This window comes from Microbacterium meiriae, assembly GCF_032364335.1.
Taxonomy (GTDB): domain Bacteria; phylum Actinomycetota; class Actinomycetes; order Actinomycetales; family Microbacteriaceae; genus Microbacterium; species Microbacterium meiriae.
Genome location: NZ_CP133984.1, coordinates 2,652,033 through 2,672,250 on the forward strand (window position 1 = coordinate 2,652,033; position 20,218 = coordinate 2,672,250).

Sequence of the window (20,218 nt, forward strand, 5' to 3'; positions counted from 1 at the left end):
CGAGACCCCCTGCTGCAGATGTCTGCAGCAGGGGGTCTCGACGTTTGCGCGGGGTCTCGGCGGGCCGGGCGCGGGGACTACGCGAGGCGGAACGTGACCTCGACCTCGACGGGGCTGCCGAGCGGGAGCTCCGCGACGCCGACAGCAGCGCGAGCGTGCCGTCCCTCCTCGCCGAAGATCTCGCCGAGCACCTCGCTCGCGCCGTTGATGACAGCAGGCTGTCCGGTGAAGCCCTCCGCAGAGCCGACGAAGCCGCCGACGCGGACGACGCCGGCGATCCGGTCGACACCGCCCGCGACATCGGCGGCCGCGGCGAGCGCGTTCAGGGCGCACGTCCTGGCGTACGCCTTCGCGTCCTCTGCGGAGACCTCCGCGCCGACCTTGCCAGTCGCGGGGAGGGCGCCGTCGACGAACGGGAGCTGGCCCGACGTGTAGACGAGTCCGCCGTGCACGACCGCCGGCACGTAGGCGGCGACCGGAGCGGCGACGGCGGGCAGCTCGATGCCGAGCTCGGAGAGACGGGCGGCGACGCTCATGCCTGGCCTCCCTCGAACTGGCGCGAGGCCTCGGCGGCAGCGGCGAGACCGGCGTTGGCCGAGCCGTCCGTCGTCACGGGGCGCTTGAAGTAGGCGACTAGACCACCTTCGGGGCCCTGCACCACCTGGACGAGCTCCCAGCCCTGCTTGCCCCAGTTGTTGAGGATGGCCGCGGTGTTGTGGATCAGCAGCGGCGTGGTGAGGTACTCCCACGTGGTCATGGCACTCCTGTCGATCAGGGCGCGTCCAGGGCAGACCGGGCCGCGCTCATCAAAGCCGGTATTCAGGGAACTCCCCTACGATCAAGCGTATGCCCCAAAAGAACCGCACGGTGAAGGGCGTGCTCGGCGGTCTCGTCGGGCTCGTCGGACTGAGCGCCATCGCCGGTCTGCTGGTCACCGCCAGCGTCACCCCCGTCCTCGCGATGACCGGCGTCGCCGGCTCCACGGCACTGACGATCTTCGATGAGCTGCCCGAGGTGCTCAAGGTCGACACCCCGATGGAGCAGTCGACGATCTACGCGACCAACCCCGAGGGCAAGCCGGTCGTGCTGGCGTCGTTCTACGAGCAGAACCGCGTGCCGGTCACCTACGAGCAGGTCGCACCGGTCCTCTACGACGCGATCCTCTCCAGTGAGGACAAGAACTTCTACACCCACGGCGGCGTCAACCTCGGCGCGACCGTGAAGGCCCTCGTCGACAACGTGCGGGGCACCTCCAGCCGCGGCGCCTCGACGATCAGCCAGCAGTTCGTGAAGAACGTCCGCATCCAGCAGTGCGAGCAGAATGTCAACACGGCTTCGGAGACGTACGCGGACGAGCTGCAGCAGTGCTGGCAGGACGCGACCAACGCCTCCGGCGTGGACGGCATCGAGCGCAAGCTCCAGGAGATGCGCTACGCCATCCAGATCGAGAAGGACTACTCGAAGAACGACATCCTCCTCGGCTACCTGAACATCGCGAACTTCGGCGGCACCGTCTACGGCATCGAAGCCGCCGCGCGCTACTACTTCTCGACCTCGGCGGCGAGGCTCACCGTCGGCCAGGCCGCGACGCTCGCCGGCATTGTGCAGAACCCGAACACGTACCGCATCGACAAGCCCGGCGGGACCTACACGACCGACGACGGCGTCGCGCACAACTCCGCCGAGGACGGCTACAAGGACGCCAAGGATCGCCGCGACTACGTGCTCGGGCGCATGCTCACCGACGGCAAGATCACCCAGGCCCAGCATGACGAGGCAAAGGCCGCGGCGATCGAGCCTGCCATCAAGGTCCCCACCCAGGGATGCGCGGCCGCCGGCCGCAACGCGTACTTCTGCCAGTACGTGAAATCGATCGTCGAGAACGACGAGGCGTTCGGTGCGGACATCCAGGAGCGTCGTGACCTGCTCCGCCGCGGTGGTCTCAAGATCTACACGACCCTCGACTTCCGCGTGCAGGACCCGGCGGCCGAAGAGATGGCCAACGTCGTCCCGGCGAACTTCGACAACAAGTACTTCGGTGCTGCCGGCGTCTCGATCGAGGTCGGCACCGGCCGCATCCTCTCGATCACGCAGAACACCAAGTTCGCGGAGACCCCGACCACCGACCAGCAGTACTCGTCGCTCGTCTTCGCGGGCGACCAGAAGTACGGTAAATCCGGCGGCTTCCAGGTCGGCTCGACCTACAAGCTCTTCACCCTCATCGACTGGCTCGAGAAGGGCCACTCCGTGCGGGAGAACTTGAACGGCACCGTGCAGTCCAACCTGCAGATCCCGGTCTGCGGCAGCCCGCAGCCGACGGACACCGCGAAGATCGGCAACTTCGGCCGCAGTCGCGGCTATCCGGGGACCCCGATGACCTTCACCGCGCAGTCGCTCAACAGTGGCTACTTCGCGATGGCCTCCAAGCTCGACGTCTGCGACATCAACAAGGTCGCCGACAAGATGGGCGTCACCCTGGCCAGCGGCGAGAAGGTCACGGAAGAGAACGTCCCCTACGACGTCCTCGGCCCGAAGAACATCTCCCCCATCGCGATGGCCAACGCCTACGCGACGGTCGCCAGCGGCGGCACATACTGCACGCCCCGCGCGATCGACAAGGTGATCGACGCCGAGGGCAAGGAGCGACCGCTCCCCAAGGCGTCCTGCACCGAGGGTGTGCTCTCGAAGGAGGTCGCGGCGACCGCGGCCTATGCGCTGCAGGGCGTCATGGCCGGCGGCGGCACGGGTGCGCGTGCCAACCCGTTCGACGGCACCCCGCTGATCGGAAAGACGGGAACGCACGACCTCTGGTCCACGATGATGATCGAGTCCAGCACCAAGGTCGCGACCGCGGTGTGGGCCGGCCGCTCGAACGGAAACCACGACAACGTGTTCAACGTCTGGACGGGCAGCCACCTCCTCAACGAGGTGCGGTACCCGCTGGCGCGAGCCGCGCAGCACGCCGCGAACCAGGCCTACGGCGGCGACCGGTTCCCGGAGCCGGACGGCAACCTCATCCGGCAGATCCGTGTCGACGTGCCGGATGTCGTCGGGCAGACCGTCGAGGAGGCGACTGCGAACCTCGAGCGCGCCGGTTTCGATGTCTCCGTGGGCGCCCCCGTGGACAGCGACAAGGCGACGAACATCGTCGTCGAGCAGAACCCGTCCGGCCAGGCGGCCGCCGGAGCCACCATCACGATCTCGCCCAGCAACGGCAACGGCGCGACCGTCCCCGATGTGACGGGGCAGAGTCCGACCGAGGCGAACGCCGCCCTCGTCGCCGCCGGCTTCACGACGGTCGAGCGAGAAGGATCCTGTAACGCGGAAGGGGCGACCGTGACCGCGACGACCCCCGCTGCGAACTCCGCGGCCACGAAGGCCACGCCGATCCGAGTGTCGTGCAAGTAGGCGCGTCCCGCGCGGCGCACCCGGCCCTCATCGCGCTCGGCGCGGTGGGGGCCGTCGGTGCGGCCGCGGCGATCTGGGGTATCGGTATCGAGCGGCATCTGTTCACGGTGCGGGAGGTCTCGGCAGAGGCGCTTCCGTCGGGCGCGGCGCCGCTGCGCATCCTGCATCTCTCCGATGCGCACATGGCGCCCTGGCAGCACCGGAAGCAGGACTGGCTCGCGTCCCTGGCCGACCTGAAGCCCGACCTCATCGTCAACACGGGCGACAACCTCGGGCACGAAGAGGGCTTGCAGGGCATCCGCCGGGCGTTCGCCCCCTTCGCCGGCATCCCTGGCGTGTTCGTGCACGGCTCCAACGACGTCAACGGCCCCTCCCCCCGCAATCCGCTGCGGTACTTCTCCGGGCCGTCGCAGAAGCACCGCGAGCCCACGCTGCTCGACACGGCCGGGATGGACCGCTACTTCACGGACGAGCTCGGCTGGGCCGACCTGAACAACGCGGCGACGCGCCTCACGGTGCGGGGCGCCGCGGTCGACCTGTTCGGCGTCGACGACGCCCACCGCGACTGGGAGCGGCTGGACGTGCTGCCCGCGGCCCTCGAGGCGCTGGGCCCGCGGACGGATGCGACGCCGGTGCTCGGAGTCACGCACGCGCCGTATCAGCGCGTGCTCAACGGCTTCGTCGACCTCGGTGCGGACGCCGTCCTCGGCGGCCACACGCACGGCGGACAGGTCTGCCTCCCCGGCTTCGGGGCCATCGTGGCCAACTGCGACATCCCGCTGAAGCAGGCCAAGGGGCTCAGCACCTGGACGCACGGCGACCGTTCCGTACCCCTGAACGTCAGCGCCGGCTGTGGGCACTCGATCTACGCGCCGGTCCGCTTCGCGTGCCGTCCCGAGGCGACACTGCTCACCCTGACCCCGCGCGCCTGACCCGCGAGACGGATCCGCCACGCGGATGGGAGCGCTCGATTCGGTGCTGGAGGCATTTCGCTGTAGACTCGGAGGGTTGCAAAACGGGGTGTGGCGCAGCTTGGTAGCGCGCTTCGTTCGGGACGAAGAGGTCGCAGGTTCAAATCCTGTCACCCCGACCAGTGACACGAGAAGGCCGCCCGCAGGGGCGGCCTTCTCTGTATCGGGATGTCGTGCGAGAGGGGAACGCATGGGGAGGCTCCTGCCACCGCCGCGACGTTCGACGCGCGTGTGGGCCGTCGCCCTCGGACTCCCTTTCCTCATCGGCGTGGCCCTCCTGACCCTCACGCCTGCCCGCGTGGAGCAGACGATGCCCAATCTGCTCGACCTCCTCCTTCGCGCGATCCGGCGGCTCGGCTGGACGAGCCTGGACTTCACGCGCCTCGAGGTGCTGGCGAACATCGCCGTCTTCATCCCCGTCGGCGTCCTCGCCTTCCTGCTCGTCCCCCGTCGCGCCTGGCCGCTGTCGCTGCTCGTCGGCCCCGCGCTCTCCCTCGCCATCGAGACCGCGCAGTACGTGGCCCTCCCCCATCGCGCCGCCACCGTGAGCGACGTGGTGGCCAACTCCACCGGCGCGACCATCGGCGTCGTCCTCGCGATATTCTGCACGCTGCTCGCCGCCACACCGTCCTCCCGGCCGCGAACACCTACAGTGGAGGCATCATGACATCGCCCTCTCTCGTCGCCTTCGACCTCGATGACACGCTCGCGCCGTCCAAGGGCACGATCGACCCGCAGATCGCCGCGCTTCTGGGTGAGCTGCTGCGGTCGGTGGAGGTCGCGATCATCTCCGGCGGCAACGAGGCGCAGTTCCGCTCGCAGGTCGTCGCTCAGCTCGCGGATGCCGATCCGGAGGCGCTCGCCCGCCTGCACCTGCTGCCGACGTGCGGCACGCGCTACCTGCGGCATGACGGCACCGACTTCGTCGCGGTGTACGCGCATGACCTGAGCGACGACGAGAAGACCGCCGCCCTCACCGCCCTGCGCGAGGAGGCGGAGCGCCTCGGACTGTGGGAGGCGGAGCCCTGGGGGGAGATCCTGGAAGACCGCGGCTCGCAGATCACGTTCTCCGCGCTCGGTCAGCAGGCGCCGCGCGACGCGAAGCACGCGTGGGATCCGACGGGCTCGAAGCGCGGGGCGCTTCGTGATGCGGTGGCCGCGCGGCTTCCGGGCCTCGAGGTGCGCTCGGGCGGCTCGACCTCGATCGACATCACCCGCGCCGGGATCGACAAGGCCTTCGGCATGCGGCAGCTCGCCACCCACACCGGCATCGATCTGACCGCGATGCTCTTCTACGGTGACCGCCTCGACGAGGGCGGCAACGACTACCCGGTCCTCGCGCTCGGAGTGCCGTCCGTGGCCGTCGAGGGCTGGGAGGACACGGCCGCCCGCCTGCAGGAGCTGCTGCCGACCCTCTCCACCCGGGTCTGACACGCTCGCCCGCACGACTTCGACACGCCTGCACGACGAGAGGGCGGAGTCCGTCGTGCAGGCGTGACCTGGCCGTGCAGGTGGGTCAGTGCACCTCGACGCCGGCGGCGCGGGAGACGGGCACCAGGCGCGTGAGCTGGGTCACGTGGGCCGGCTCGAGCTCCGCGAGCGACGCGACGCCGAGCAGCCGCATCGTGCGCTCGATCTCGCTGCGCAGGATGGCGATCGTGCGGTCGACGCCCTGCCGTCCGCCCGCCATCAGGCCATACAGGTACGCGCGGCCGATAAGCGTGAAGTCGGCGCCCAGCGCGACGGACGCCACGATGTCGGCGCCGTTCATGATCCCGGTGTCGATCATGACCGTGAAGTCGTCGCCGACCGCACGACGGACCTCGGGCAGGAGGTGGAACGGGATGGGCGCGCGGTCGAGCTGACGTCCGCCGTGGTTCGACAGGACGATGCCGTCCACGCCCGCATCCCGCAGGCGCACGGAGTCCTCGACGTTCTGCACGCCCTTGATCACGATCTTGCCGGGCCAGATGTCGCGGATGACGGCGAGGTCGTCGTAGCTGATGGTCGGATCCATCGCCGCGTCGAGGAGCTCGCCCACGGTGCCGCCGGTCGTGCTCAGCGACGCGAACTCCAGCTTCGGGGTGGTCAGGAAGTCGAACCACCACCACGGCCGCGGGATCGCGTTGATGATCGTGCCGAGCGTGAGCTGCGGCGGGATGCTGAAGCCGTTGCGCTTGTCACGGAGACGGGCACCGGCGACCGGGGTGTCGACGGTGAACTGCAGGGTGTCGAAGCCGGCGGCCGCGGCACGACGGGCGAGCTCGTAGGAGATCTCGCGGTCACGCATCACGTAGAGCTGGAACCAGTTCCGACCGGGCACGGGCCCCTGCGGCTCCCGGATCGTCGCCGCCTTGACGTCCTCGATCGACGTGGTCCCGAGGGTGGACAGGGTGAACGGGATGCCCGCGGCGGCCGCGGCTCCGGCGCCCGCGACCTCGCCCTCCGTCTGCATGAGGCGGGTGAAGCCGGTCGGCGCGATGCCGAACGGGAGCGCGGAGGGGCCACCGAGGATGTCGACGGCCGTGTCCACGTCCGGGGCCGGCTTGAGGATCCCGGGGTGGAACTCGACGTCCTGGAACGCCTGGCGGGCTCTGCTCAGCGACAGCTCGCCCTCGGCGGCACCGTCCGTGTAGTCGAAGGCGGCCTTCGGCGTGCGGCGCTTGGCGATCTTCCGCAGGTCGTCGATGGTGAGCGCGGCGTCGAGGCGCCGCTTGCGCCCGTCGAGCTCCGGCTTCTTGAACTTCATGAGCTCCAACAGCTCGGCGGGGTTGGGGAGCTGGCGCTGGACCATGTTCTGCCTCTCAGTTCTGCGGTGTGATGGCGCGGGTGAGACCCGCGGCGGTGTAGTAGCCGGTGATATGGGCGCGGACGAGACGGCGGGCGGTGTCCGCGTCGCCGTCGTCGATCGCCGCGACCAGAGCGCGGTGCTCGGAGCGCAGGCGGGCGGCCATCCGATCCCAGTCGTCGACGGTCGCGGCCCCGGCGAGCACGTAGGACTCGATGGAGGAACGGAGCCCCGCCATCATCGCCGCGATGACCGTGTTGCCGCTGCCCTCGGCGAGGGAGAGATGCAGCTGCGCATCGAGGGCCAGGAACTCGGCCGGCGTGAGGGCACCGTCATCCATCGCGGTGAGCAGCTCGTGTGCCCGGGAGGTGTCGCGGTCCGAGGCGGCGGCCATGGCCTCGACGACCGCGTCCTCCAGCACGAGACGCGTGCGGACCACGTCGTCGAGCGGGAAGCCCTGCGCGGCCACCTGGAGCCGCAGGAGCGCGGACATGCCGCCGGTGGGCGTGGCGATGACGATGGCGCCCGACTGGGGGCCGGAGCCGGTCGCGGTGCGGATGAGTCCGAGCACCTCGAGCACCCGGAAGGCCTCCCGCACGCTCGATCGCCCGACGCCGAGGTCGCTGGCGAGGTCGCGCTCCGACGGCAGCCGGTCGCCCGGGCCGAGGCGACCGTCGAGCAGATCACGCTCGATGTGCTCGAGCACGAGTCGCCATGCACGCGCCGGCTGCTCCGTCATCCCGCCTCCTGTGGTCAGACCACAGGTTAGCGCGTGTGGTCAGACCACGCAATGCGGGACCACTGCGCCGCCGACCCACCCCTTTTCGTGCGCCCCGGCCGCTTGCGTACGCGCGCAGAGGGGTGGGTCGACCGGAAGGGGGTGGGTCGGAGGTGGGATCAGCCGAGACGGCCGCCGGACTCCTCCAGGTAGCAGGTGCCGCACAGCGACTCGTAGGTCGTGAGTTCGGGCGAGGAAGAGCCGTCGGCACCCTCGTCGATCGCGACCTGGTCGCCGTCGAACACGAACCGGCCGCCGACCACCCGCCCGTTGAACACCGCCTTGCGCCCGCAGCGACAGATCGTCTTCAGTTCCTCGAGCGAGTGCGCGATGGCGAGGAGCCGGGCCGATCCGGGGAAGGCGTGCGTGCGGAAGTCGTTGCGGATCCCGTAGGCCATCACCGGGATGCCGTCCTCCACCGCGATCCGGAAGAGGTCGTCGATCTGGGTCGGAGTCAGGAACTGCGCCTCGTCGACGAGCAGGCAGGCCACGTCGACGGGCCCCGTCGGGATGAGCTCTTCCTCCGTCGACCGACGCAGGCGCTCCCGATGGATCGCGAAGAGCGCGCGGGCGTCGTCTTCCGGTCCGATGAGGACGTCGACCGGACGCGTGACCCCGAGGCGGCTCTCGATCTCCCCCGCACCCTTGGTGTCGATCGCGGGCTTGGCGAGCAGCACGTGCTGGCCGCGCTCCTCATAGTTGTAGGCAGCCTGCAGGAGGGCGGTCGACTTGCCCGAGTTCATCGCGCCGTAGCGGAAGTAGAGCTTCGCCACGGTCCCGGGTCAGGCGTTGAGGCCGAGGACGGCGGCAGTGGCGGTGGTGGACTCCTCCGCGAGCTCCGCGTCACCGTTGAGCTTCCGGCCGAAGGTGGGGATGAGTTCGCGCAGCTGCGACTCCCAGCCCGGGTACTCGCCGGGGAAGCACTTCTTCAGCAGGTCGAGCATGATCGGCACGGCCGTGGAGGCGCCGGGCGACGCACCGAGGAGGCCCGCGATCGAGCCGTCACCGGCCGCGACGACCTCGGTTCCGAACTGGAGCACGCCGCCCTTCTTCGGGTCCTTCTTCATGACCTGCGCCCGCTGACCGGCGTCGATGAGCGTCCAGTCCTCGTCCTTCGCGGTGGGCATGAAGGTGCGGAGGCTGTCGACCTTCTTGCGGTGATTCTTCATCAGCTCGCTGATGAGGTACGTGATGAGGTCGGGGTTCGCGAAAGCCACCCGCACCATCGGCCAGAGGTTGTGCGGACGGACCTGCGTGACGATGTCGAGCATCGACCCGTTCTTGAGGAACTTGGGGCTGAACGTCGCGAACGGGCCGAACATGAGCGAGGCCTCGCCGTCGACGACACGCGTGTCGAGGTGCGGGACCGACATCGGCGGCGCGCCGACCGAGGCCTGCGAGTAGACCTTGGCCTTGTGCTGCGCGACGATCTTCGGGTTGGTCGTCTTGAGGAACTGTCCACCGATCGGGAAGACGCCGTAGCCCTTGATCTCGGGGATGCCGGAATTCTGCAGGAGCTTGAGCGCCCACCCGCCCGCGCCGACGAACACGAACTTCGCCTTGATCTCGTTCGGAGTGCGGCCGATCGTCGTGCGGTACTTGATGAGCCAGGTGCCGTCCTTCTGACGCGTGAGGGACTTGACCTCGTGGTTCGTGCGGACCGAGACGCCCGAGTCGCGGAGGTGGCCGAAGAGCTGATGCGTGAGCGCACCGAAGTCGACGTCCGTGCCGGCGGGCACCCGGGTGGCCGCGAACGGCTCACCCTTGCGGCGCTTCTGCATGAGCAACGGCGCCCACTGGTTGATGACGCGGGAGTCCTCGCTGTACTCGATGCCCGCGAACAGCGGCTGCTCCTTGAGCACCTCGTAACGCTTCTTGAGGTACGCCACGTCCTTCTCGCCGCGCACGAACGTCATGTGCGGTGTCGCGTTGATGAAGGTCGACGGCTCGTCCAGCACGCCCTTCTCGACGAGGGAGGACCAGAACTGGCGGCTCTGCTGGAACTGCTCGTTGATCGAGATCGCCTTGGCGGGGTCGAGCGGCGCGTCACCCTGCTGCGGCATGTAGTTCAGCTCGCACAGCGCGGCGTGCCCGGTCCCGGCGTTGTTCCAGGGATTCGAGCTCTCCTGCGCCACGTCCGACAGCCGCTCGAAGGCGACGATCTTCCAGTCCGGCTGCAGCTCGTGCAGCAGGGTACCCAGGGTGGCGCTCATGATGCCACCGCCGATCAGGACGACATCGACGTTTTCAGTCACTCGAACAGTCTAGTTCGCGGGCAGGACACCGCAGACCATGCGGCCGTCAGGAGACCGGGGCGAGACGCTCCGCGAGCACCTCGGCGATCTGCACCGCGTTCAGCGCCGCCCCCTTGCGGAGGTTGTCGTTGCTGATGAAGAGCACGAGGCCCTTGCCCTCCGGAGCCGACTGGTCGGCGCGGATGCGGCCCACGAAGCTCGGGTCCTTGCCCGCGGCCTGCAGCGGGGTCGGCACCTCGTCGAGCACGACACCGGGCGCCGCGCTCAGCACTTCCCTGGCGCGGTCGGGCGTCAGATCGCGGGAGAACTCGGCATGGATCGACAGCGAGTGGCCCGTGAACACCGGCACCCGGACGCACGTGCCGGCGACGCGGAGGTCGGGCAGCTCGAGGATCTTCCGGCTCTCGTTGCGGAGCTTCTTCTCCTCGTCGGTCTCGTTGTCCCCGTCGTCCACGAGGTTGCCCGCGAGCGGGATCACGTCGAAGGCGATCGGGGCGACGTACTTCTCGGGCTCGGGGAAGTCGACCGCGGAGCCGTCGTGGACCAGGCGGAGGGTGTCGCCCTGCGCGAGCACGCCCTCGACCTGGCCGAGCAGCTCCTGCGCACCGGCGAGTCCGGACCCGGAGACCGCTTGGTAGGTGGACACGATCAGGCGCTCGAGGCCGGCCTCGGCGTCGAGGACCTTCAGCACCGGCATCGCGGCCATCGTGGTGCAGTTCGGGTTGGCGATGATGCCCTTGGGGCGGTCGTCGATCGCGTGCGGGTTGACCTCGCTGACGACGAGCGGGACCTCGGGGTCCATGCGCCAGGCGCTGGAGTTGTCGACGACCACGGCGCCGGCCTCGGCGAAGCGCGGCGCGTATGCCCGGCTGGCGGCGGCACCGGCGGAGAACAGGGCGATGTCGATGCCCGACGGGTCGGCCGCCTCGACGTCTTCCACGATCACCGTCTGCCCGCCGAACTCGATCGCCGTGCCGGCGGAACGCGCCGACGAGAACAGCCGCAGCTCGCGGATCGGGAACGAACGCTCCGCGAGAATCTCGCGCATCACGGTGCCCACCTGGCCGGTGGCGCCGACGATGGCGACGGAGAGTCCTGATTCGGAGATGCGGGTCATGATGTTCCTTGGCTTCGTGCGGTACGGCGTACGAGGCTTCGGGCGCGGCGTCGGGATGCTGAGGCTGCGCCTGGCGCCGGTGTCAGGGTTTCCGCGAGTCTATCGCGCCACGCTCCCCTCGGCTCTCCTCGTACGCCGCTCGCGAGAACAGGCTGACACGCGGGCACAGGCGAGCGTGGGCGACAGAGCCTGCGTCGGCGCGAAAGCCTGCGTAGGCGCGGGTGCGGGAGATCAGGCAGACCCGCGGAAACAGGCGAGCGCGCGACAGCAGGCGAGCGTGGGCAGCACGGCCTGAACAGGCGCGAAAGCCTGCGGTGGCGGGAGAAGAGGGAGCTCGTGAGGGGGTCAGCGACCGGTGCCGGCGTGGACCGTGGCCTCCGCGTCGCCGTCGAGGCCGTAGGCGGTGTGCACCGTGCGGGCGGCCTCGGTGAGATCGGTGTCGCGGAGCACGACCGAGATGCGGATCTCCGAGGTGGAGATCATCTCGATGTTGATGCCGCCGGCGGACAGGGCCTCGAACAGGGTCGCCGAGACGCCGGAGTGCGTGCGCATGCCCGCGCCGACCACGGACAGCTTGCCGATCTGGTCGTCGTGGATGAGGTTCTGGAAGCCGACCTCGGTCTGCTCGCCGGCGAGGGCCTTGAGCGCGGCAGCGGCGTCGGCCTTGGGAACCGTGAAGGAGATGTCGGTGCGTCCCGTCGCCGACACGTTCTGGACGATCATGTCGACGTTGGCGCCGGACTTCGCGACGATCTTGAAGATCTCGGCGGCCTTGCCAGGGACGTCCGGCACCCCGGCGACGGTGATCTTGGCCTGGCTGAAGTCGGTGGCGACGCCGGCGACGATCGGTTCTTCCATGACTGCTCCCTCGGCTTCGCGAGGGTTCTTCATGCCCTCGCCCAGAACGTATGTGCCCTCGGCCGACGAGAACGTCGACCGGGCGTGGATGAGGACGCCGTGCCGGCGGGCGTACTCCACGGCACGGATGTAGAGGACCTTGGCACCGTTGGCGGCGAGCTCCAGCATCTCCTCGCTGGAGACGTGGTCGAGCTTCTGCGCCTTCGGGATCACGCGCGGGTCGGCTGTGAAGATGCCGTCGACGTCGCTGTAGATCTCGCAGACATCGGCGGACAGCGCGGCCGCCAGCGCGACCGCCGTCGTGTCCGACCCGCCGCGGCCGAGGGTGGTGATGTCGCGGGTGTCGCGGTTGAAGCCCTGGAAGCCCGCGACGATGACGATTGCGCCCTCGTCGAGCGCCTCGCGGAGCCGGACGGGCGTGACGTCAACGATGCGCGCCGCGCCGTGCTGCGAGTCGGTGATCATGCCGGCCTGGCTGCCGGTGAACGACCGCGCCTCGAAGCCCATGGAGTGGATCGCCATCGCCAGCAGCGCCATCGAGATCCGCTCGCCGCTGGAGAGGAGCATGTCGAGCTCGCGCGGAGCAGGGATCGGCGCGACCTCGTTCGCGAGGTCCAGCAGCTCATCGGTCGTGTCGCCCATCGCGCTCACGGCGACGACGACGTCGTGACCGGCGCGACGGGTGTCGACGATGCGCTTGGCGACGCGCTTGATGCTCTCTGCGTCGGCGACGGACGAGCCGCCGTACTTCTGCACGATGAGGGCCACGTTCACTCCCTGGGATGTCGGGCGGATCCGCCCACGGTCATTCTACGATCGGCGCGCATGCCGCCCCGCGCATGTGACGGCTCAGGCCGGCGCGGGCGGAACGGGCGTCACCGGACGCAGGCGTCCTCCGGTGGCGGCGAACCAGCAGCCGATGATGATCAGCGGGAATCCGAGGAGGAGACCAGGGGTGAGGGGTTCGGCGAGCACGATCGCGCCGAGGACGATCGCCACGACGGGGTTCACGTAGGTGAACAGCGGCGCCCTGACCGGCCCGACCTCGCGGATCAGCGCGAAGAAGGCCAGGAAGGCCAGCGCCGTGCAGATCACGGCGAGGGCGAGCAGGGCACCGATCGACGGGAGCGTCGGCACCTCATGCTGCGTGAGCAGACCGATCGGGAGGTAGAAGAGGCCGATCATGAGCAGCGACAGCGTGATCGTGCCGAGTGAGGGGACGTCGTTCAGCTTGCGCGCCACGATGAACGGCGCGATCGCGTAGAGCACCGCGACGAGCAGCACCTCCCCGGCCGCGAGCAGGCTCACCTCTCCCCCGAAGAACCCGGGACCCGCCACGACGATGGCCACACCGATGAAGCCGACCAGAAGACCGATGCCGCGGGCGGGACGCAGCACGCCGCGGTCGCCGCCGCCCAGCGCGATGAGGGCGGCGAACAGCGGCACCGTGGCCACGAGGAGTCCGGTCATGCCGGAGGGCAGTGTCATCTCGGCGTGTCCGAGGAGGAGGAACGGTCCGGCCATCTCCACGGCCCCGAACGCCAGCACCCATGGCCAGTGCCGGAGCGCCGCACGGAGGGCGCCGCTGCGCAGGGCGAACGGCAGCAGGAGGAGCGCGGCGATCAGCGTCCGTCCAGCGACGATCGCCGGCGGGGAGATCGAGTCCACCGCCACGCTGATGAAGAGGTAGGGCACGCCCCACAGCAGGGCCATGGCCCCGAAGAGCAGCCAGCCCCGGCGGGAGAAGCCGGACTGCGGGGTCACAGCACGCGCCGGCCCTCGAAGGCCCGGCCCAGCGTCACCTCGTCCGCGTACTCGAGGTCGCCGCCGACCGGGAGGCCCGAGGCGAGCCGTGAGACCGTGATCTGCATCGTCGTGAGGAGCCGGCTCAGATAGCTCGCCGTCGCCTCCCCCTCCAGGTTGGGGTTCGTGGCGATGATGACCTCCTGCACGGTGCCGTCGGCGAGCCGCGTCATGAGCTGGGCGATCCGGAGGTCGTCCGGCCCGATGCCCGCGATGGGGCTGATCGCGCCGCCGAGCACGTGGTACAGGCCGCGGAACTCCCGCGTGCGCTCGATCGCCGCGACGTCCTTCGCGTCCTCGACCACGCAGATCAGCGCCTGGTTGCGGCGGGGGTCGCGGCAGATCGCGCACCGCTCCTGCTCCGCGACGTTGCCGCAGATCTCGCAGAACCGGACGCGGATGCGGATCTCGGTCAGCAGCTCCGCGAGACGGGCGACGTCGAACGTCGGCGTCTGCAGGATATGGAACGCGATGCGCTGCGCCGACTTCGGGCCGATGCCGGGAAGGCGGCCGAACTCGTCGATCAGCTCTTGGACGATGCCGTCGTACATCAGGAGAACCTCGTGGGGGGCTCGTAGGGCTCTTCGCGAAGGAACGTCGCGCCGAGCACCTGGCGGATCACGGCCTCACCGTAGCGCTGCACGCCGCCCGCGGCGGGGGTGCGCTCGATGACGACCGGCGGAGCAGCCGCGGGGGCCGTGCGCGCGGCAGCCTGCGGGGCCGCCGTCGGTGTCGTCCGCGGGGAGGGAGGGCGGTCGTACGGAGCCGGGGGCTCGTAGGCCGGATCGTACGGCGGCTCCTCGTCGAACGCGGGAGCGTCGTCATCGCCGGGCAGCGGCGGCTCGTCGCGGTCGACCCTGCCGTCGGCCGGCGGGGTCGGGGCGGCGGAGGCGGCCTCGACCTCCTCCGGCTCGTCGTCGACGGCGAGGGGCGCCGCGGGGGCGGCGGCCGGTGTCGCGGCATCTGCGGTCGGGATGGGCGCGACCGCCCATTCCGTCACGGGAGCCGTGGCGGCGCGCGTCTGCGGGCGGGAGGGCCGTGCTGACGCAGGCTCCGATGCGGGAGCGGCGTCGGCCGGCGCGGTGGATCCGGACGAGGCCGGCTGCCGCGGCGCACCGCCGGGTGGCATCGGTGCCGGGAGGTACTTGACACGTACCCCGACCTCCTGCTCGATGGCTGTGCGGAGGTGGTCGGAGGGGCCGGATCCCGGCGTGGTCCCCTTGAACTTCGCGACGTCGTGCTGGCTCGTGAACCCGAGGGTCAGCACCTCGGAATCGCCGTCGTAGGCGAGGGGCTGCACGGCGGTCGCGAGCAGCCAGGACGTGCGACTGATGCCTTCCAAACGCTTCAGCACGGCCGGCCAGGCGTCGCGGACGCGCTCGAACGTGACGGGAGCGGACGGCGCGGAGGACGACTGCGGGGACGGGGTCGGAGCGGGCTGGGGCTCCGGAGCGTGGCCGGGCTCGGGAGTGCTCTCGGGCTCCGGGGTGCGCTCAGGCTCCGGAGCGGGCGCAGGCTCGGGCGCGTCTGCAGGGGCGGTCGGAGCAGATGGAGCCGACGCCGCGGGCGTCGAGGGCGCCGCCGGAGCGGGCGTCCTCCCCGTGTCGGATGCGACGGTCGGAGACGGCGTCGCGGTCGCCGGCGGGACCACCGGCGGGTGCGTGGTAGCCGGCGGGTGCAGCGCGCCCGACGCGGCGGTGCCGGACGCCGCCGAGCCTCCGGGTGCGGCGGCGAGGACACGAGCGACCATGAGTTCGAGGTGGAGCCGCGGCGATGTGGCTCCGGACATGTCGTCCAGTGCCGCGCTGACCACGTCGGCGGTACGCGAGAGGCGCGCGGCGCCGAACGACTCGGCCTGCCGGCGCATCCGGTCGAGCTCGTCCTCCGCGATGCCGCGGAGGACGGCGGAGGCACCGGAGCCGACGGCGGCGATCACGATGAGATCGCGCAGGCGCTCCAGCAGGTCGTCGACGAAGCGCCGCGGGTCCTGGCCGGTCTGCACGACGCGGTCGATGGCGGGGAAGGCGGTCGCGGCGTCGCCCGCCGCCAGCGCATCGACGATCTCGTCGAGGAGGGCCCCGTGGGTGTACCCGAGCAGCGCCACCGCGCGCGCGTAGCCGACGGTGACGGTCTCCGAGCCGGCCGGGGCGTCCGAGCCCGCGATGAGCTGGTCCAGCAGCGACAGCGTGTCGCGGGGCGAGCCTCCTCCGGCGCGGACGACGAGCGGCAGCACACCCTGCTCGACGATCACGCCCTCTTCCGCACACAGCTTCTCGACGTACTCGAGCATCGCAGCGGGCGGGACCAGTCGGAACGGATAGTGGTGGGTTCGCGAGCGGATCGTGCCCAGCACCTTCTCGGGCTCCGTCGTGGCGAAGATGAACTTGACGTGCGGCGGGGGCTCCTCCACCAGCTTCAGCAGCGCGTTGAAGCCCTGCGGGGTGACCATGTGCGCCTCGTCGAGGATGAAGATCTTGAAGCGGTCGCGGCTCGGAGCGAAGGTGGCCCGTTCCCGCAGGTCGCGGGCGTCATCGACGCCGTTGTGGCTCGCCGCGTCGATCTCGACGACGTCGAGCGATCCCCCGCCCGCCCTGGACAGCTCGACGCAGCTCGGGCACGTCCCGCAGGGGGTGTCGGTCGGCCCTTCCGCGCAGTTGAGGCAACGGGCGAGGATGCGCGCCGAGGTGGTCTTGCCGCAGCCACGCGGACCGGAGAACAGATAGGCGTGACCCACACGGTCGCCGCGCAGCGCGGTCATGAGCGGATCGGTCACCTGCGACTGCCCGATCATCTCGCCGAACGTCTCGGGTCGGTAGCGGCGGTAGAGGGCTGTGGTCACCCCTCCAGCCTACGGCGTGCCACCGACGTTGCTCCCCTCTCGCTCGACCCGGCCTCTTTCACGCGAACCACCCCGTTGCGGACGCCCGCAACGGGGTGGGACGCACGCAACGGGGTGGGTCGGCGGTCAGTCGATCGGCTCGATGACGGGGATGGCGCTCGTGATCACCGGGACCGAGGCGGAGAGCCGGGTGCCGTCGTCGCGGCGGGCGTCGGCGAACTCCTGCAGCGTCGGGCGACCGGGGATCACGGGCCCCTGGTTCGCGAGGGGGACGATGACGTCGTCCTCCAGGGTCGCGATGTAGGCGTTGTCGCGCACGCTGAACGGCACCGGAGGACCGCTGCGCACCTGCACCCGCAGCTCGTGCCGCGTGACGGTCACCTGCATCGCCGTGCCCTGCCACTGCAGCGGGAACGACAGCGAGGGCCAGGACTCCGGGAGCCGCGGGTCGAAGCTGAGGTCGCCGCCGTAGTCGCGCATCCCACCGAAACCGCACACGAGCGCCGTCCAGACCCCACCCGCCGAGGCGACGTGCACGCCGTCGGCCGCGTTGTGGTGCAGGTCGTGCAGATCGACGAACAGCGACTGCTCGAAGTACTTCTGCGCGAGGTCCTGGTAGCCCACCTCCGCCGCGAGGATCGACTGCACGACCGCCGACAGGGTCGAATCGCCCGTCGTCAGCGGGTCGTAGTAGTCGAAGTCGGCCTTCTTCTCCTCGGGCGAGAAGTGGTTGCCCTGCAGGAACAGCGCCAGCACCACGTCGGCCTGCTTGAGCACCTGGAAGCGGTAGATCACCAGCGGGTGGAAGTGCAGCAGCAGCGGGCGCTGATCGGCCGGGGTGTTCGCGAGGTCCCAGACCTCCCGCTCCAGGAACAGCGAGTCCTGCGGGTGGATGCCGAGGCTCTCGCTGTACGGGATGTACATCGCCTCCGCCGCCCGCTCCCACGACTCCGCCTCACCGGAGCCGAGGCCCGTCCGCTCCACGAGGGCCGCGTAGTCCTCCGGGTAGCTGTCGCGGATCTCCCGGACGACCTTGGCCGCATAGCGGAGGTTGTACCGCGCCATGACGTTCGTGTACAGGTTGTCGTTCACGACGGTCGTGTACTCGTCCGGGCCGGTGACGCCGTGGATGTGGAACGTCTGGATCCCTTCGCCGGCACCGGACTGCTCGACCAGACGCGAGCCCCGCCAGAAGCCGAGGGTGGCCCAGAGCCGCGCGGTCTCGATCGCGACGTCGGCACCCTCGCGACGCAAAAACGCCTCGTCCCCGGTCGCCCGCACGTACTTGCCCAGCGCGAAGCTGATGTCGGCGTTGATGTGGTACTGCGCCGTGCCGGCGGCGTAGTACGCCGAAGCCTCCTCGCCGTTGATCGTGCGCCACGGGAACAGTGCGCCGGCCTCGTTGAGCTGGGCGGCCCGGCGACGCGCGGCGGGGAGCATCTTCACCCGGGCCCGCAGCGCGTTGTAGGCCCACCGCGGCGTCGTGTAGGTGAGGAAGGGGAGCACGTAGATCTCGGTGTCCCAGAAGTAGTGGCCGCTGTAGCCGGAGCCGGTCAGCCCCTTGGCGGGGACGCCGGCGCCGTCGGCCCTTGCCGAGGCCTGCGCGAGCTGGAACAGGCACCAGCGGGTGGCCTGCTGCAGGTCGTCGCGCCCGCCGATCTGCACGTCGCTGCGCTCCCAGAACGCGTCGAGCCACTCGCGCTGACGCCGGAACACCGTCTCCACGCCCTCGTCCGCGGCCCGGTCGAGGGACCGACGGCAGCGGTCGACGAGCTCCCGCGGGGGCACCCCGCGGGAGGAGTGATAGCTGACGAGCTTGGTGATCGTGATGGGCACGCCGGCCTTCGCCTGCACGCGGAAGACGTTCTTGGCGATGTCCGGCTCGATGAGCGTCCGGACGTTGTAGTCGTTCTCCGTCTCGATGATGTGATCGGCCACGACGGCGACGGTCATCCCGGACGCGGCGACCCGATACGACAGGGCGGAGCGCAGACCGTCCTGCCAGTGCTCGGCCGGCTGCAGCACACGGTCCGCGATGCGCTCGGCCTTGCGCGGGTCGAAGGCGGCGCCCTTGGTCGTCATCGGAGAGCCGGCATACACGCCCGCCCCGTCCTGACGGTTGAGGAGCTGGCAGCTGATCGTGACCGGGGCGTTGGCGTTCTCGACGACGACCTCGAGCCGCAGCACCGCGAGGTGGCGCTCCTCGAAGCTCACGAGACGCTGATCCCGCATGCGCACCCGCTTGCCGGAGGGAGTCTCCCAGACCACGCGCCGTTCGAGCACCCCCGTGCGCATGTCGAGCGTGCGGGCGTACTCGCGCACGTCCGCGTCGTCGAGGGAGATCGGCTCGTCGTCGACGTAGAGCCGCATCACCTTGGCGTCGGGGGCGTTGACGATGGTCTGGCCGACCTCGGCGAAACCGTAGGCCTGCTCGGCGTGCCGGATGGGCCAGGTCTCGTGCAGACCGTTGATGAAGGTGCCGTGCTCCTGCGCGCCACGCCCCTCGATGTGGTTGCCCCGGAGCCCGAGGTAGCCGTTGCCGACCGAGAACAGCGTCTCGCCGACGCCCTCCTCCGAGTAGCGCGTCTCGATGAGACGCCACGGGTCGACGGGGAAGCGGTCGCGGTCGATCATGCGTTCTCCGGGGTGTCGGTGCGGGTGGCGGGAAGCAGGACGCCGAGGTCGTCGACGACGTGGGTGGCTCCGGCGGCCCGGAGGGCGTCGGCGCCCGCTCCGCGGTCGACGCCGATGACCACGGCATACCCCGCCGCGGCGGCGGAGGCGGCACCGGAGGTGGCGTCCTCGACGGCGATGCTGCGGGCCGGGTCGACGCCGAGGGCCGTGGCGCCGGCGGCGAACATGTCGGCAGCGGGCTTGGAGGCGAGGTGCTCGCGCTCGGCGACGACGCCGTCGATCACGACGCGGAAGAAGGAGCGGATGCCGGCGGCCGCCAGCACCTCCTCGGCGTTCTTCGAGCTGGAGACGACGCCGAGCGGGATCCCGGCGGCGTGCAGCGCCTCGACGACGGCGAGGGAGCCGGGGAACGGAGCGATGCCCTGGCTGCGGAGGGACGTCGCGAACGCGGCGTTCTTGCGGTTGCCGATCCCGCAGATGGTCTCGGCCGACGGGTCGTCGTCCACCGAGCCCCACGGCACCTCGACGTTGCGGCTGCGCAGCAGACTCGCGACGCCGTCGTAGCGCTTCTTGCCGTCGACGTAGGCGAAGTAGTCCTCGTCGGTGTACGGCGGGGTGATGTCCCAGCGGGCGAAGACGTCGTCGAAGACCGCCTTCCAGGCGCGCATGTGCACCTCGGCGGTCGGCGTGAGGACGCCGTCGAGGTCGAACAGCACACCGTCGGCGTGGAACAGGTCGGGCAGCGCGTGTGGCACAGAGCCTCCAGG

At 70.3% G+C, this 20,218-nt stretch carries 17 protein-coding genes and 1 tRNA gene; 5 read left to right on the forward strand and 13 right to left on the reverse strand.

Annotated features, from left to right (window positions below; translation table 11 throughout):
- Positions 1-77: 77 nt before the first annotated feature.
- Positions 78-536: a RidA family protein gene (locus RI211_RS12835; RefSeq protein ID WP_187662153.1), complete on the reverse strand. Its 459-nt coding sequence runs from the start codon at positions 534-536 to the stop codon at positions 78-80.
- On the reverse strand, positions 533-757 hold the full coding sequence (sp36, locus tag RI211_RS12840; protein ID WP_060921874.1) for a Sp36 family protein: 225 nt from the start codon (positions 755-757) through the stop codon (positions 533-535). The genes RI211_RS12835 and sp36 overlap by 4 nt, the downstream gene beginning before the upstream one ends.
- Positions 758-846: 89 nt before the next feature.
- On the opposite strand from sp36, the gene RI211_RS12845 reads away from it, so the two are divergent.
- From RI211_RS12845 to RI211_RS12865, 5 genes are all read left to right on the forward strand, one after another.
- Entirely contained in the window at positions 847-3,408 is a 2,562-nt protein-coding gene (locus tag RI211_RS12845; RefSeq protein WP_315637852.1) for a transglycosylase domain-containing protein, read from the forward strand.
- Entirely contained in the window at positions 3,399-4,340 is a 942-nt protein-coding gene (locus RI211_RS12850) for a metallophosphoesterase (RefSeq protein ID WP_315637851.1), read from the forward strand. The genes RI211_RS12845 and RI211_RS12850 overlap by 10 nt, the downstream gene beginning before the upstream one ends.
- An 84-nt stretch (positions 4,341-4,424) precedes the next feature.
- Positions 4,425-4,501, forward strand: a tRNA-Pro gene (locus RI211_RS12855).
- A gap of 68 nt (positions 4,502-4,569) precedes the next feature.
- Positions 4,570-5,046 carry a VanZ family protein gene (locus tag RI211_RS12860; protein WP_315637850.1) on the forward strand — a complete coding sequence of 159 codons (477 nt, stop codon included), beginning with the start codon at positions 4,570-4,572 and terminating at the stop codon, positions 5,044-5,046.
- Positions 5,043-5,810, forward strand: coding sequence for an HAD-IIB family hydrolase (locus RI211_RS12865; RefSeq protein WP_187662156.1), 768 nt, complete (start codon positions 5,043-5,045; stop codon positions 5,808-5,810). The genes RI211_RS12860 and RI211_RS12865 overlap by 4 nt, the downstream gene beginning before the upstream one ends.
- An 85-nt stretch (positions 5,811-5,895) precedes the next feature.
- Here the strand turns inward: RI211_RS12865 and RI211_RS12870 are convergent, their stop codons facing one another.
- The 11 genes from RI211_RS12870 to RI211_RS12920 form a co-directional block, all read right to left on the reverse strand.
- Positions 5,896-7,173 carry an alpha-hydroxy acid oxidase gene (locus RI211_RS12870; protein ID WP_268776719.1) on the reverse strand — a complete coding sequence of 426 codons (1,278 nt, stop codon included), beginning with the start codon at positions 7,171-7,173 and terminating at the stop codon, positions 5,896-5,898.
- Between the two features lie 10 nt (positions 7,174-7,183).
- Entirely contained in the window at positions 7,184-7,906 is a 723-nt protein-coding gene (locus tag RI211_RS12875) for a FadR/GntR family transcriptional regulator (RefSeq protein WP_315637849.1), read from the reverse strand.
- 158 nt (positions 7,907-8,064) lie between these two features.
- Positions 8,065-8,718 carry a thymidine kinase gene (locus RI211_RS12880; RefSeq protein ID WP_315637848.1) on the reverse strand — a complete coding sequence of 218 codons (654 nt, stop codon included), beginning with the start codon at positions 8,716-8,718 and terminating at the stop codon, positions 8,065-8,067.
- Between the two features lie 9 nt (positions 8,719-8,727).
- Positions 8,728-10,200 carry a malate:quinone oxidoreductase gene (locus RI211_RS12885; RefSeq protein WP_315637847.1) on the reverse strand — a complete coding sequence of 491 codons (1,473 nt, stop codon included), beginning with the start codon at positions 10,198-10,200 and terminating at the stop codon, positions 8,728-8,730.
- A gap of 46 nt (positions 10,201-10,246) precedes the next feature.
- Positions 10,247-11,317, reverse strand: coding sequence for an aspartate-semialdehyde dehydrogenase (locus RI211_RS12890; protein ID WP_315637846.1), 1,071 nt, complete (start codon positions 11,315-11,317; stop codon positions 10,247-10,249).
- 345 nt (positions 11,318-11,662) lie between these two features.
- Positions 11,663-12,943: an aspartate kinase gene (locus RI211_RS12895; protein ID WP_025104257.1), complete on the reverse strand. Its 1,281-nt coding sequence runs from the start codon at positions 12,941-12,943 to the stop codon at positions 11,663-11,665.
- A gap of 81 nt (positions 12,944-13,024) precedes the next feature.
- A complete protein-coding gene (locus tag RI211_RS12900) occupies positions 13,025-13,939 on the reverse strand; it encodes a DMT family transporter (protein WP_315637845.1) in 915 nt (304 codons plus the stop codon).
- The gene (recR, locus tag RI211_RS12905; RefSeq protein ID WP_025104255.1) at positions 13,936-14,529 is read right to left on the reverse strand and encodes a recombination mediator RecR; all 594 of its coding nucleotides are present in this window, start codon (positions 14,527-14,529) and stop codon (positions 13,936-13,938) included. Before recR ends, RI211_RS12900 begins: the two co-directional genes overlap by 4 nt.
- Positions 14,529-16,817 (reverse strand): DNA polymerase III subunit gamma and tau, encoded by a 2,289-nt coding sequence (locus tag RI211_RS12910; RefSeq protein ID WP_315637844.1) that lies wholly within the window; start codon positions 16,815-16,817, stop codon positions 14,529-14,531. The genes recR and RI211_RS12910 overlap by 1 nt, the downstream gene beginning before the upstream one ends.
- 126 nt (positions 16,818-16,943) lie before the next feature.
- Entirely contained in the window at positions 16,944-19,451 is a 2,508-nt protein-coding gene (locus tag RI211_RS12915; RefSeq protein WP_315637843.1) for a glycoside hydrolase family 65 protein, read from the reverse strand.
- The gene (locus RI211_RS12920) at positions 19,448-20,206 is read right to left on the reverse strand and encodes a beta-phosphoglucomutase family hydrolase (RefSeq protein WP_268776714.1); all 759 of its coding nucleotides are present in this window, start codon (positions 20,204-20,206) and stop codon (positions 19,448-19,450) included. The genes RI211_RS12915 and RI211_RS12920 overlap by 4 nt, the downstream gene beginning before the upstream one ends.
- Positions 20,207-20,218: the final 12 nt, after the last annotated feature.